Source organism: Caryophanon latum (assembly GCF_001700325.1).
GTDB lineage: Bacteria > Bacillota > Bacilli > Bacillales_A > Planococcaceae > Caryophanon > Caryophanon latum.
The window spans coordinates 1-15,038 of sequence record NZ_MATO01000010.1; the positions used below are offsets into that span (position 1 = coordinate 1).

Sequence of the window (15,038 nt, forward strand, 5' to 3'; positions counted from 1 at the left end):
TTCATTTTGAAGAAATGAATCGAATGGGTAAACTTGATGGCTATGGGGTTTGCCCCTTTGTGAACAAAGGGGCAAACCCCCAAAAACTTTTCTTTGTCCTGTTAGGACGGAACGCCTACAGCGGGTGCCGAAAAAAATGTTGAGGGGGAAGTGCGCCCCTCTCCATTTCCTTTCGTCAATGGCTAGCTTGGAAAATCCACGACACGTGTCAACTCCTTAAATTCTCACTGCATGGATCGGCAAGACCAGCCGACCCATTCCGTTGCGATTTACCGTTGACACTTGCGCTCATCTTTCTCATTAGCTAAAGTAAAAACCTTCCCAAACAGCGCTTTGGGAATGTTCTTTTTGAGTCCTACATCATTTTTACCAATTAACTGTAAGGGGTCCCGTCATAAAAATGCGGATTTACAACGTTAAGCTCTGACAGACGTTATAAAACGCTTAATACAACAACGATAAGGAATAGCTGTCTTATAAACGATGAAAACTGAATTATTGGTTACACCAATCATATTTTTCTTTAGGAAATTCAAGAGTATGCCCATTTATTACTAATGTTTAGTATGTTTTAAATTAATATATCTGTTAATATATTAGGTTCTGTCTAAAAACTATTTTATAACGGTCTGGAACTTGTTCGTCACGATAAATTGGGATTGACGCATACAGGTTGCTTGAAACGAGAGGCGGACTCCAGCGGGAAAAGCGTGAGACTTGAGACCCCGCAGACACGACGTAGGAGTGTTGAGGAGGCTCAAGCCACGCCCGCGGAAAGCCTGCCTCGATGTGGAAAGCAACGCCATGTTATGATAAAGAACGCGATTTCGTTCCTCGCCATTATTTATACTGAATTCTGGAGTTTTTAGACACGTCCTAATCACTCTTACTTAATTAATCCTTCTTCTAATAAAAACCCTTTAAACAATGTATTAGCTATTTCCTCTGTTAAATCATCATTCTGAATATTATATTTTCTAACTAAATACCCAAAATTTTCATCGTATTCATCAAAGTGATTTTTTAAAGGTAATTTATAAAAATCATTTTGAAAAAATAAACACCAAATTTCTTCATCTTTTTGTTTAAAGAATATTCCTTCTAAATCATAATTTGCTTCATAATATCCAGCATGTAAATGTATATCTTCTTCAAATTTCATATGTTCCCCACACCTCAAAATTTAAAATATAATGTGATGCTCTTTTAAGTTAGTTGGAACATGATAATGTAAATAATTCTTACCACCATGTTTTACTGGAAAATAATCTAATCTAAATACAACTGATCCGCCTTTTTTATTTCTTACTTGAATTATTCTTCCACCACTACCAGGTCCGTCTAGTTCATACAGAGAAGGAGCATCTAACGCTTTTTGTACATAAGGTCTAGCTATTTTCCAACCTCTTTCCATACCTTCTTTACCAACTTTAGATGTTAAAAGTCTAAGAGCTTGAGCAACAATGGGAACCCATTGACCTTGAACAGATGAATCACTAAAAGCTGCATCTTGACCAGATAAGACTAAATATTCTTCTAATTCAATGAAAACTGGATCATTTACTAAAAAACTAAATTCTTCCTCGTAATTTTCTAAACTTACATCAAAAACATCTACACCTGTTTCTTCTTTAACTTCATTTGCTATAGCTTCATTATTAGCATATGTATTCTCTTGGGCAAAAATGGTAGTAATTCCAAGAGAAGAAAAGAACATAGCAAAAATCAAAATACTTGCAATAATTTTCTTAAAACCCAAAACTATTCCCCCTCTATAAATGTTGATATATCAATGGCTCACGCCATTTTTAAGTGTCCAAAAAATATTTTTCGACACATACATCTATCGTTATTTTGTAATTAGTCATTCATCTAATATGATAGCAGGATTGAATAGGTTATATCTACCTTTTTTGTAATATTTATTTAATTCATCTCTAAAAATTAAAATCCTATCTTGAATATTATAATCACTAGACTTACTTGTTTTTTCTATATATAAAGCTAGTATTCCGGCCATATATGCTGAAGCCATCGAAGTTCCGCTGCTAACTAATGGATCACCACTCAAAGAAAGACTTTTTATCGCTTGTCCTGGAAGTAATATATCAACTTCTTCTCCAAGAGTACTCCCTTTCCAAACCTCTCCATCCTTTCCTAATGCACCTACACCTAATACATTTTTAAATTTAGCGGGATATAATACATCAATTTCTTCTTGTAGCCCATAGTTTCCAACAGAAGAAACTACAAATATCCCTTTTTCATTTGCATCATTAATAACTTTTTCTAATTCACTATTATATTCTGTACTACCAAACGGTAGTAAAATAATATCGATCTCTTTTTCTATAAGCCATTCAATACCTAATATTATATCTTTAATATCTCCACTCATTTTACTATCTAAAGCTTTTACAATATACAAATCAGAATCAGGAACTATACCAAAGCTGTCATCTTTTAAAATTCCAGCAATATGGGTTCCATGACCATGTGTATCGGAGTAATCTTCATTTTGATCCCTAACATTTATTCCATCAACAACATCAATAAATTTAGCAACACCAGTATCTATTAAACCAATCTTAACATCTTTACCATATAAATTATTTTGCTCTCGTATAAGGTCAATTTCCAAATAATCATAGGCCCAATACTCTTTCAAAAATGAATCGCTTTTTTTAACAAAACGAGTATCATCTTCTGTATAAAAAATACAAAGTATTAATAATACAGAAAACAAGAAAAACATTAATGTTTTTAACTTTAATTTAAACAATTCCTCAATTCAACTCCCTCTATAAATATTGTTCGTTATTTCTACGAATAGATTACGCTTAAGTTCCCGAAGCGTCTCCGACGCGATCCCCATTTCATGTATGAGACTTCAGATGTTAATATAGACGATTTAATTTTTCTAAAATAGCTGCCTTTCCTCGATGATAGGCAGAAGCAACAAAAGAAGAAAATAGAACAACAATCAAGTAAAAGAAGAAACTCATTTCGCTACGCTCACTCGTTTCCAAAAACAAAAGCACCCCTCATTCGAGGAGTGCTTTTTTTAAAAACTAAAAAATTTTTTAAAAAATCTTTAAAAAATTTTTTTCATCTCTCCATATCCCACGATTTATTTCGAGCAGATGGTTTCTTCTGGTCCAACTCTTTCGCCATGTTCTTCACACGCTCCATATTCATCACCTGGTCGTTGTCTGCTTCACGCTCATGCACTCGTTTAAATTCTCCATATGGTATTTTCGCTCGGACATCATCAACAAATTGCTTAAATGTCGTTTTAAAAGCTCTAGCGTCCTCTGTACGAGCTTTTAAGAACTCTTTGGTAGTTTTATATAGTTTTTCTATTTCGTCTCTCAAATCACTTACAGTGGCTTTTAAAGACATTACCTCATTACTCAACGCTTTATTTTGTTTGTACAATTCATTATTTTGCTTTTGAACATGGTGAAAATCATCGAAGAGCTCATCTAAACTCTCCTGGAGCGCTTTATTCTCTTGAACGATATCCGTTTTCAATAATCGCTCATAATCACTTCTCACACGATTTGCAGCGTTTATCATTTTCTCCACTTTTTTTAATTCTTTGGGTTGCACAACGAGATTTGCTGTTTCTTTCTCCGTAACTTCCGCATTCCCAAATATTTTTTGTTTTACTTGCGTTTTCACTTCATGACCTTCCACACGAATAGTTAATTCCTCTGTTGGAATGTCTTCTGTCACTGCCAACAACTCTTTTTTCTTATCCGCCAACTGGTTTTCAAGCGTTTCAATTTGTCTTTCGAGCGCCATTTGTTTAAATTTGGCTGTTTCGATATGCTCTCGATTTGAACCCTTTTCGCCACGTTGCAACTCGAAACCTTGTTTCTGCATATGCTTTGGGAATTCTTCTTGCAGCCATAACAACTCTTGGCGATTGAAGATGTTTTTTCCTTGTAGCCGACCATCACGCATGGGCACCACACCCACATGCATATGTGGTGTTTTTTCGTCTTTGTGAACCATCGAAAATGCTATATTTTGTTTTCCATATCGTTCCGCAAAAAAGCTCAAACTTTCCTCAAAAAATTTTCGTTCATCAGCTGGCGAGAGCTTGTCAAAAAATGAAGCATCAGACGTCACAATAAATTCATTGACCAACACCGCATCTTTTCGTGTTTTTCTCGTACCCTCTTTTTGTGATTCAATAATCTCTTTAACTCGCTTGTTGTAATCAATATTCGATTCATTCACTAATTCATAATTATTTTCGGTATTCGATGAATCAATATCAGGATTCGTTTTGCTCTCTCGTTCTCGTTGATTATGAAATTGGATTCCCTTTAAATCATGCGACTTCAGTTTCACCATTCGTACCACAGCATAGCTCAATCCAATCAACTCCTTCGATGCGATTTTTCCGGTAGCACTTCCATGTAAAGTATAGCTATACTTTACTGCGTAAAGGTGCGCTCTGCCGAGGGCTGTTTCGGGCTCCATCGCCCGACCGAAAACGTGCGGAAACGGGCAATTCATAACGTTGATTTATTAATTCCTCAATCGCGGCATTAACTAGGTCAGCTGGGTCATCCTTGCTAAATGCTAGTTTGCTCATTGTTTCAAGCAAAATGTTATGGGCCTCATGATCAAATGGCCGAAGCTGAAGGTAATCCCGAACAAAGCGAAAATGACGTTTGGCCGTTCTTGTTTCATTATACGTTTTCCATTCTTCTTTTGCAGGCAAAGGTAAGTAAGCTTTTTTCGCAATATGTACGACAATTGCTTCTGGAATATCGACAATACGGATAAAAAATCCAAGCTTCTGTACAGTTTTAATTAAAACGAGTAAGGCTAATTGCTGCAAGGTCCCTTTAGACTTAACTTCTGCCCACTCCATTTCATTCATTGCTGGGGTGTACACTTCTTCCAAATCCTTTTCGGTTAGATTACTTTTAAACCGAGGGAAAATGGTATCCTGAATACTTGGCAATTCATCTCCCTCCTCACTTATCTGAATTTTTCGATTCCCTATTTTATAATAAATAAAAACCTATCATTTTGATAGGCTCGGCTATTAATTACATTATTTCCCATAGTGGCCCCTCAATCTACGAATCGTTTCCGTACCCCAAAATATTTCATTTAAGTAACTCAAACTTCGCACCTAAATAATTAGGTCCAATCGTTGGCTCTATTAGATTGTTCTCGATTTCAATAAGAACCTTGACATGCATTTTTAGATACAAAAAACACCTCATTCTTTGGTATAGTGTGATTGTCGAAAAAACACTACCATCAGAAGAGGTGCTTCCATAATGATAGAGCATAATGACCAAAATAATCAACTGCCAAAAGAATTAAAATCGGTATTTAAAGAATTAGAGATTTTCAAACATCTTCGAAAAGCTGGGATTACGAAGAAGTTTGGCTTCACCACTTCCTATTTATTTCAACTTGTTTTTTGTTTAATCTTCCATCATAAGAGTTGGTTCACCCTGTTAAATTCAAAGAAGGGCGACCGTTACCCTGCCAAGGATTCTGTTTATCGCTTCATGAATCATTCCAAGTTTGCCTGGCGTCGTTTTTTAACCGATTTAAGCGCGCATGCCATTCAAAAAGTTGATCAGCTGACAGATACAACACGTCCAAAGGTTTTCATCATAGACGATTCCATGTTCGACCGTAACCGCAGTAAAAAGGTGGAGCTTCTTGCGCGTTGTATGGATCATTCCTCTTTAACAAAACGCTTCTATAAAGGGTTTCGTATGCTTACTCTGGGTTGGTCAGATGGCTTTTCATTTATGCCACTGGACTTCACGTTACTGAGTTCAAAGAAGGCGCAGATCAACGGTATTTCTGAGAATATTGATAAGCGTTCTTCTGGCTATAAACGTCGTGTAGAAGCGTTAGAATCCGCTCCAGCCGTCATTCCAAGTATGCTTGAACGCGCATTACAAGCAGGTGTATCGGCTGATTATGTGTTAATGGATACCTGGTTTACGCAACAACCTCTTATCCAATCAATCGCTGAACTCGGTCTTGACGTTATTGGCATGGTCAAGGCAACGAATCAACGTTATTTGGTGAACGAAAAAAGGCTTTCCTTGAAGGAGCTATATAAGATGGCCACGCCTGTTTCTGGCAAGAAAGGCATCATGCGATCGATTCAAACAACCATGGCAAATGGCATTCAGGTAAAGGTCGTGTTTATTCAAAACCGCAATAAAAAGAGTGAATGGCTTGCGATTCTCAGCACCGATTGTACGCTTTCCGAACAAGAAATCGTCCGTATTTATGGCATGCGCTGGGATATTGAGGTCTTTTTCAAGACGACCAAATCCCTCTTACGCCTGCAAAAAGAGTTTCAAGGCATGTCATATGATTTACTGATTAGCCACACCACGATTGTATTTGCGAGATACATCGTCCTGTCCTGGCAAAATCGTTGCCATAACGATCAACGCACATTAGGTGGCATCTTTTATGAATTATGTGATGAAGTGAACGAACTGGATTGGGCTGTCGCATTACAGCAATTAATCGAGCTTCTTGAAGATGCCCTAAAAAAGACGAACAAAACATTACAAAAACTAATCAAAAGTCAATTACAGCAATGGATTGACGGTCTACCTAACTATATCAAGGCTTATTTGTCGATTTCAGTCTGCGAAGTTTGAGTTATTACAACAAGAAATTGCTAAACGCTAAAAAAATGGTACTGGGATGGAATAAGCCCGGTACCATTTTTAGTTTTAAATTACAATTTTGTTGTCCACCAGCCCGTTTGACGGTTACTGTTTAAATTCTTGGTTTCTAATAATTCTCCATTTCCATCCAATGTATAATCATGGGTGGGCGTTGAAAAGAATACTTGCTCCTCTGGGCGAGTTGCCTGTGTTTTTATTAATTGATCTTTAATTGTGGCAAGTTGCTTTCGCTTTGTGTACATGGGGTCGACATTATGGGTGAGGAAAACGGCTGCATCTGGTGGCAAATTAATATGACCTGTTTCATCCACCTCGTAATCAGTGTCGCCAATAGTAATTTTTTCGCCTTGTTTATACCCAATATCAAATAAATTATGGGACATAAACGTATTACGGCTACCCAGAACCTGTTTTTCCGAAAAAGTTCGACCATCCTCTCTTAAATAATGTCTCACAGTTTGACCACTACTTTTAACCGTAAACCAACCAGGCTCAATCCCAACGCTCTTGAACATATCCAATACTTCCTCACCAGAATATGAATGTCTTGAACCGATTAAGCCAGATCGCCCTGTAAAGCCAGAAAAAAAGTCTTCAATTTTATTGATCTTTGTTACATCCTGCTGAGAATAAATAGCTCCTGTATCAACACCTAGTCGTTCGCCCAATTCGGTGAAAGCAGTGCCAAGAATGGAACCAGAGCCATGGTAGAAGCTTTGCATAACCGTTGAAACGCCATTAAAACTAAAGCGATATAAAGCACCATCGTCAAATTCAAGCACGTTATTCTTTGCTTTTATTTCCTTTACTTCTTTTCCTTGTAAATGGGTGAGTGATTGAATAGCTTGACGGCTTGTAATCCTCTGCTTACTTGCTACCTGCTTTTGCAGACTACTAGGTGATATTTCCACCGTATCTAATTTTTCATACGGTTTTTTCATAGTCCCTTTAGATAATTGATTGTATTGACTTAATTGTTTCATTGTTGATAACATGTTTGTTTTAGAGGAGCCATTGTTGAAAAGGCTGCGCATAAGAGAGAAGTGTTGCATTTTCATAGAAATTCACCTCCTAGTATATTAAGGAATGATTGGATAAAAATAAGAAAATCTTAATTTTGGTGTTAAACTATAAGGCTTTGTGCTATTTGAAACCTTACCTTGTAATTGAACACTCCACTGACTATGAAAGGCTTTATTTTGAACAGCAGGAATATTGGCGATCCATGAATAGGAGGAGGTGTTAATCCACGAAGAATCGGCCGCTAATTTAATTCGTCTATATTCACTTGTTGCAGAATTTACCTTAGTGCCACCAAATGTAACTTGGTAAACGATAGCTTTTTTAGGGACGTCTGCGATATGTCTAAGATCATACGTACCCTGAGCAGTATTAATTGACGTCGTTAATGTTAAGGGTGTTGCTGCTGTGTATTCATAGGAATCCACCATATAATTGGGGCTGCCAACGGTAAAGCGATAATCCCCACCTGTTCCAAAAACACTTGAAACTTTCACATAGTAAATCCCCGCTGTGGATACATTAAATTCGTAAGGAAAGGCGCCTATAAAAGAAGGATCTTTACTATAGTCCTCTTCAAAAATTTGCCCCAAAGTAGCATCAAATATTTCAAATTTAAAGATTGGACCTGTTTGACCATTGATAGATAAATAGGTTTCTGGATTGGCAGGTAAATAAACTTGATACCAATCCTCGTCTGTTGCACTCGACAAATTGCCAACTAACACTTTTTGACTCGCATTATTCCCATTAATCATTTGAGCTGGATCATGATTGTTTCTCTCAATAAGCTGCGCATTTACTGATGTATCATTTGGTTCTGCCTCATCAATTATAGCTGCAGCTACTTCTTCGATGAAAAATGGTAAAGAGATAAACAAAACAAATAGAAAAGCGTAAATCTTTCTCATTATTAAAACTCCTCACATTTTTTATTAGAAGGACCTTCCTTTACTATATCGAACATAATATGTAAATATTTATATTATTTCGGAAAATAAATACTTAGATATTTTATCACTAGCGTCGCATTAAAATAATCCAATGCTTATTATTAAACTGAATTTTCTGTAATATAATTCAAGCACAAAAAAATCCTTTATAATGGTTGGGTGGTAGTAAACCATCCAAATCCAAAACAAAGGACTCAAACATGGATAAGTTTACACGAAAAACATCATTTGAACAATGGTTTTCCCCGATTTCTCAGATAAAACTAGAGGAATTGGTTGAAATCCATCAATTAAACTACTATACAAAGAAATTACAAATGGATTCATTCTTGAAATTACTGTTATTTGCGCAGCTCAATGAAACAGAAAGTATGCGAGATGTTCATCTTAAATTGTTTTCAGACGAACTCCAACAAGTAACGGGCTTAGAATCCATCAGCTTTTCACAGTTAGGTCGCCGGTTAAATCAAGTGTCGACAGAGGTGTTCCAACAGCTATTTCTCGATTTAGTCGCTCAAATCCATGAAAAATCACAGTATGAGCAGCGTCGCAAAATAACGACACCATTAAAAATCATTGATTCGAGTACGTTGCCGTTGAATTTGAACAATCATAAGTGGGCTGAATTTCGCCAAACAAAATCAGGAATCAAGCTTCATTTACGATTGATTCACGTAGAGAAAGGACGTTCATATCCAGATCAAGCGGCTCTCACAAATGCAGTCGAGCATGATCATGGTCAGCTTGAGCTACTCGTTGACGACAAGGAATGCATGTATGTTTTTGACCGTGGTTATCTGGATTACAAACAATTCGATCAGATGACGGATGACGGTTATTTCTTTGTTTCGCGCTTACGAAAAAACGCAGCGATTCGTGTCATGGAAGAATTCAAATTGCCAGAAGAATCAACCGTCTTAACCGATGAAATGATTTTAATTGGCACAACACAAAATCGGGCAGAAAACTACTTTCGTCGCATCAAAGTAGCGGATACCAAAGGAAACGAACTCCAGTTGATTACGAATCGCTTTGATGTAAGCGCTGATGAAATCGCCGAATTATACAAATCGCGCTGGGCAATTGAGTTGTTTTTCAAATGGATGAAGCAACACTTGAATATCAAAAAATTTTACGCGCAAAGTGAACAGGGCGTACATAATCAAGTGTATATCGCGATGATTGTGTACTGCTTACATGTATTGGCTCAACTGCGTACAAATAGTCCTAAAAGTTATTTGGACATTAGTCGCTTATTGAAGGCAGCTCCATGGAAGTCTGCTCACTTATGGATTCGAAAAATCTCTGGAAAAGCCGTTCCATAAAGGTTCAACCACTTCTGTCACACTCGTCATAGGTTATAGTAAAAAAATGGATGTTCACTACCTCTGTTCAAGTGTCTTCGTTTTTCTTCAAAAATGAAAAATGAATAAAACAGATTTAAACAAATTCTTCTCGAACATTTCAGTGCTATTGTTTTTAGCCATATTAATCAATTTCAAATCAGGATTTTGCTTAAATGATTTGTATAAACGTTCCAATAACACACGGTCAGCTTCTGTAAAATCATTTGGGAAACGTTCGTTCACACGATGTATAATTTCTTCTAACGAATCACGTTCTTCTGGTGGCTTTATCCCCGCGTTAATTTGCTTTGGATTACTTAATACACCTGGTTGTTCAGCTACAAGTGAAATTTCTCCTTCAAAATCCTTTTGAAGTTTGTAATATTCCAATTTTATCTTATCCGATACATCGACTTTTTCACGCGTCTCTTTTGGAATAAATTTCAGTAAATAGTTCGTAAAGATACTTTCCTCTAATAATTCCATATCAAAAGTACGATCAAATTGCGAAACATAATTATACCATTTGCTAAAATTACGTAACGTCACTCGGAACTCATATTGCGTATCCTTAGCAAGTTCGCTATAACGCTGAATGATTGGCTTAAATGAGCTTGATATGCGCCCTAACAGACGTTCATCTTGCTTATTTTGTGCTTGCTTAACTAGCTTCATCACTTGATCAATATCATCTTGATTGTAAATATTATATTTACGTAGCTTACTCTGCGTATCATAAATAAGATTAATATTAACCTCGCTATCCAACTTTGTTACTTCATAAAACGGCTGGAAAGCAGCTAGAATTTCTTCTTCTGAATTCACAAAATCTAAAATAAACGTATCCTTTTTACCTTGCATCGTACGATTTAAACGAGATAATGTTTGTACCGCCTTCACGCCACTTAACTTCTTATCGACAAACATAGTATGTAATAATGGCTCATCAAACCCTGTTTGGTACTTCTCTGCAACGATTAAAAGATTGAAATCTTCCGTATTGAATACCTCTTTTAACTGGTTTTCTTTTACTCGCTCACCGTCTTTTGTAATATTCATCGAAGGCTCTGTATAATCTACTCCATCATCTCGTACAGTACCTGAAAAGGCTACCAGCACATCTAAATCTTTATATCCCTTTTCTGCGATATACGCCTTAAACTCCTGCATATAACGCACAGCATGTAAACGAGAAGATGTTACAACCATTGCCTTTGCCTTACCGCCAATAGCTTTCTTTGTTAAAGCGCGGAATTGTTCAATCATCACTTCTGTTTTTTGGCGTAATACCCACGGATGAAATGACTGATAACTAGCAATTGCACGAACAGCTTCTGTTTTCGGAAGTTCTGGATTGTCCTCGATTTCTTTCGCAATTCGATAGGATGTTTTGTACGTCATATAATTTTTCAGCACATCTAAAATAAATTCTTCTTCAATTGCTTGGCGCATACTGTAAACGTGAAAAGGTGCAAAACTGCCATCAGCTTGCTTCGTACCAAACATTTCAATTGTTTTTTCTTTCGGTGTCGCTGTAAATGCAAAGAAACTTAAATTTTGATGACGTCCTTGTGCTAATAAAGTTTTCACTAGCTCGTCTTGATCATCCAAGGTTGTATTTTCAATTTCTTCTTCAATATCTTGATATTCTTTTAAAGTAAGTTCTTTATCTGCTAAAGCTGCTTTTAATTTTTGAGCGCTATTACCAGTTTGCGATGAATGGGCTTCATCAACAATGACTGCAAAATTTCGGCCATTAGAGGCATCTATCTGTTCATAAATAACCGGAAACTTTTGCAATGTCGTAATAATAATTTTTTTACCGTCATTAATTGCATTTTTTAAGTCTTGCGATGTTTTTCGGTCATCAATGATTTCTACTTGTCCTGTCGTATGGTCAAAGCTCATTATCGTTTTTTGCAACTGACGGTCTAGTACAGTACGATCTGTCACAATAATCGTTGAGGCGAAAATCGGCGTATCTTCATCATTATGAACTGAAGCAAGATGATAAGCTAACCATGCAATACTATTAGACTTGCCCGAACCAGCACTATGTTGAATTAAATAGTTTTCACCACTGCCCTTTCCCTTCACATCCGCAATCAGCTTACATACAACATCTAGTTGATGATAACGAGGGAAAATAAGTATTTTCTTCGCCTCGTCATAATTCATAAAACGTTGTAATATATCCATGACATTATCGCGATGTAATACTTGTTCCCAAAGATAGGCTGTAGGATAGCCTTCTTCATTTGCTGGATTTCCTTTACCACCAACATTCCCCGCACCATTTGAACCTTGATTAAAAGGTAAAAAATACGTTTTTCGACCTGCTAACTTCGTTGTCATAAACACTTCATAATGATCCACTGCAAAGTACACTAAAAAGCGTGTATTCAACTGAAAAGCTAATTCTTTAGGATCACGGTCTTCTCGGAATTGAATTTTTGCATGTTCAACAGATTGACCTGTATATTGATTTTTCAACTCTAAAGCAATAATCGGAATCCCATTTAACATTAATACCATATCGATTGTATTGCTGTTATTTGGGCTATAAGCAAATTGGCGAACACAAGTAAACTGATTAGCCTCATATTTAGCTATCACATCATAATTCAAGCCAGAAACAGGTTTAAAATAAGCAACCTTTAATGAAACCCCACGATCTTTTATACCATTACGTAACACATGTAGTAATCCATGCATCTGTACTTCTTCATTAAATCGTTTCAAAAATTTCCGAAGTACATCTTCTTTATAAATCTTCTCATAACGTTCCCATTGCTTCGGCTGCGTCTTTTGAATAAAGGTAATTAACTTATCTAAATCAAGTCCAATACTTGCGTCATAGCCACAGTTCTGAAACTTTTCACTAGTCCAGCCACCTTGACCTGTTAAAACGGTTTCGATATCTCGTTCAAAACGAATCTCCTCATGACAATGCCCTTCTTCTTTTCTTGAATGGCTTGTTTTTTCAAGCGTGTTTGTGTTTGGTCGTCAGTTAAGCGATGAATGATGACACGTATTGGCAGCTTTTGCGTATGACAATAAATACCTGGTGAATTAGACAAATTATCTTCTAAATAGAGGGTGTTTGAAATTTAGAAAGCGAACGAGGCTCAAAACAAGAGGCGGACTACTATGGTGGGAAAAACGTGAGCGCGAAACTACAAGCTCAAACCACGCCTCCGGAAAACCTGCCTTGATGCGAAGAGCTGACTAACAAAAAACTAAAATACATTCCCCCTCTATAGAGACTAAGTAAATTTGAAGAATTTCAAAATTAAAATGAAAACCCGAAATGACATGTTAGCAATTTACTAATCCATTTCGGGTTTTACTCTATTTAATTAGAAAGAAAATGCTTCTTGAAGATTGCTTTGCTTAGCCTTAATAGGGTTGTTATCAAGGTTAGCTTTCTTTTTTAAGACTTCCATCTGTTCGATCTGTTCTTTCAAATGTTCGAAACCTTCTCTAGAAATAAGCATGGTATTCCCTTTAATCGTCACCGAACCTTGTAAAATCATTGGAGAATGCATTTTAAATAGCATATAAATGTATTTTTCATTTCTTCCTAGCATAAAACTGGCTTCTTTTGCCGTTAGAATATCATCCCAATTAACCATAATATCCCCCCTCATCATATATGAAAGTCATAAGACATAAGATCATTTTTTACAATTCATGTTGATCTTGATGTTCCTTATTTTTTTGATTGTTTAAGTCCATCATTTTGTTGGCTGTATTCATATTGAGGCTACTATATAACAAGTTACGTTCTGTTTTTAACAACGATAACTTATATTGTAATTCAGCTTCATCTTGAATGTTATAAATACTTTTTAAAGTCTTTATATTCCTCTTCACTATATCATATCTTCGAAAAATTTGGTTGTATTCTGTTTTAATATTTCGACGTTCTGCATCACTTTGTAATGATTTGTACATAAACATTACGCTATGACTTTCCTTATATTCTTCAAAGGAGCCACTTAACTTCTTTAACGTATATATTTCATCATCCAACTGCGTAAGCTTCTGTGTAAACGACTGCACAAATGCTACAGTCGTATGTCGCAGCTCATTCAACTCACCTAACGTTATTTTCTCTTTGTATAACTGTGCATTAATTTCATTTAAATAATTAATATTTTGTATTGTAGCCCAACGCTCTAGCCCTTTACTTTGTTTAAATTTTTCTTGTGTCTTATCTATCCACTGCTTTTTAAAAATGTTCACCTTTAATGGCTGGTACGCTTTATGCTCAATTCGATATTTAATTGAGCTTTCAACATAATCGATACCTAACGTTTTCGTTCGTATAAAACGTTTCGTTGTAGGGCTTTCAAAAGCCAAATGTTTGCCCATTTTATATTCGTAGCCACTTGCTTTCATCAGCTGTAAAAATTCTTCATAGCTTTTCGCCTTTTGAATACTTGCGTCGATGACATGTTCCAATTGCTCTTTAAATGATCTGCCTTTTGCTTTTACTACATACTCCCTAAAGTTCATATATTTTTTATCAGATTTACTTACATTAATCTGGCTCAAGTTATAATTAGCTGAGACTTCATGATTAACTAATCTCAAATAATGCAGTGAATGTTCACGTCTGCTATCAAACACTTTATTGTATTTAAAATTAATATCGTTAAAAATAATATGATTGTGAATATGGTCTGTTTCGATGTGTGTGACAACTAAATATTGATGCTCATCCTTTAAATATTTTTGCGCAAATTCAATACCAATCTTATGCGCTTGTTGCGGTGTTAAATGATCAGCATCAGCAAATGATTGAATAATCATCCTCGCTGTCAAGTTACGTTTCTTTGTATGCACGTTATTGTAATCATTTAGTACGCTGCGAAAATCTTGCTCAATCGATGAAACACTACACTCAAAAGTTGAAATTAATTCATCATGTGTTTTATGTTTTTGAACACTATATTTAACCGTAGCTTTTAAATTTTTTACTCTTTGAATTTTAATAATTGTCATATAGTATC

At 36.0% G+C, this 15,038-nt stretch carries 12 protein-coding genes; 2 read left to right on the top strand and 10 right to left on the bottom strand.

Annotated elements, in window-relative coordinates; all coding sequences use genetic code 11:
* Positions 1 to 886 precede the first annotated feature (886 nt).
* From A6K76_RS02465 to A6K76_RS02485, 5 genes are all read right to left on the bottom strand, one after another.
* Positions 887 to 1,162, bottom strand: coding sequence for a DUF3986 family protein (locus A6K76_RS02465; protein WP_083995213.1), 276 nt, complete (start codon positions 1,160 to 1,162; stop codon positions 887 to 889).
* 21 nt (positions 1,163 to 1,183) lie between these two features.
* Positions 1,184 to 1,759 (bottom strand): hypothetical protein, encoded by a 576-nt coding sequence (locus A6K76_RS02470; RefSeq protein ID WP_245671945.1) that lies wholly within the window; start codon positions 1,757 to 1,759, stop codon positions 1,184 to 1,186.
* A 105-nt stretch (positions 1,760 to 1,864) separates the two neighbouring features.
* The gene (locus tag A6K76_RS02475) at positions 1,865 to 2,782 is read right to left on the bottom strand and encodes a S8 family serine peptidase (protein WP_066461743.1); all 918 of its coding nucleotides are present in this window, start codon (positions 2,780 to 2,782) and stop codon (positions 1,865 to 1,867) included.
* Positions 2,783 to 3,108: 326 nt separating this feature from the next.
* Positions 3,109 to 4,386, bottom strand: a complete 1,278-nt coding sequence (gene mobV / locus A6K76_RS02480; RefSeq protein ID WP_066461745.1) for a MobV family relaxase — start codon at positions 4,384 to 4,386, stop codon at positions 3,109 to 3,111.
* A 55-nt stretch (positions 4,387 to 4,441) separates the two neighbouring features.
* Positions 4,442 to 4,984, bottom strand: a complete 543-nt coding sequence (locus A6K76_RS02485) for a DUF4158 domain-containing protein (RefSeq protein ID WP_066461747.1) — start codon at positions 4,982 to 4,984, stop codon at positions 4,442 to 4,444.
* A 325-nt stretch (positions 4,985 to 5,309) separates the two neighbouring features.
* Between A6K76_RS02485 and A6K76_RS02490 the strand changes: the two genes are divergently transcribed.
* Positions 5,310 to 6,671: an IS4 family transposase gene (locus tag A6K76_RS02490; protein WP_066461748.1), complete on the top strand. Its 1,362-nt coding sequence runs from the start codon at positions 5,310 to 5,312 to the stop codon at positions 6,669 to 6,671.
* Between the two features lie 80 nt (positions 6,672 to 6,751).
* Here A6K76_RS02490 and A6K76_RS02495 read toward each other — a convergent pair whose 3' ends face one another.
* Positions 6,752 to 7,759 carry a hypothetical protein gene (locus A6K76_RS02495; RefSeq protein WP_066461749.1) on the bottom strand — a complete coding sequence of 336 codons (1,008 nt, stop codon included), beginning with the start codon at positions 7,757 to 7,759 and terminating at the stop codon, positions 6,752 to 6,754.
* Positions 7,760 to 7,780: 21 nt separating this feature from the next.
* Positions 7,781 to 8,632 carry a hypothetical protein gene (locus A6K76_RS02500; RefSeq protein ID WP_066461751.1) on the bottom strand — a complete coding sequence of 284 codons (852 nt, stop codon included), beginning with the start codon at positions 8,630 to 8,632 and terminating at the stop codon, positions 7,781 to 7,783.
* A gap of 242 nt (positions 8,633 to 8,874) precedes the next feature.
* Between A6K76_RS02500 and A6K76_RS02505 the strand changes: the two genes are divergently transcribed.
* Positions 8,875 to 9,999 carry an IS4 family transposase gene (locus A6K76_RS02505; protein ID WP_066461753.1) on the top strand — a complete coding sequence of 375 codons (1,125 nt, stop codon included), beginning with the start codon at positions 8,875 to 8,877 and terminating at the stop codon, positions 9,997 to 9,999.
* An 87-nt stretch (positions 10,000 to 10,086) separates the two neighbouring features.
* Here the strand turns inward: A6K76_RS02505 and A6K76_RS02510 are convergent, their stop codons facing one another.
* From A6K76_RS02510 to A6K76_RS02520, 3 genes are all read right to left on the bottom strand, one after another.
* Positions 10,087 to 12,735 carry a type I restriction endonuclease subunit R gene (locus tag A6K76_RS02510; protein WP_245671946.1) on the bottom strand — a complete coding sequence of 883 codons (2,649 nt, stop codon included), beginning with the start codon at positions 12,733 to 12,735 and terminating at the stop codon, positions 10,087 to 10,089.
* Between the two features lie 644 nt (positions 12,736 to 13,379).
* Positions 13,380 to 13,655: a hypothetical protein gene (locus A6K76_RS16885; protein ID WP_066461757.1), complete on the bottom strand. Its 276-nt coding sequence runs from the start codon at positions 13,653 to 13,655 to the stop codon at positions 13,380 to 13,382.
* Between the two features lie 49 nt (positions 13,656 to 13,704).
* Positions 13,705 to 15,030 (bottom strand): relaxase/mobilization nuclease domain-containing protein, encoded by a 1,326-nt coding sequence (locus A6K76_RS02520; RefSeq protein WP_066461759.1) that lies wholly within the window; start codon positions 15,028 to 15,030, stop codon positions 13,705 to 13,707.
* Positions 15,031 to 15,038 lie beyond the last annotated feature (8 nt).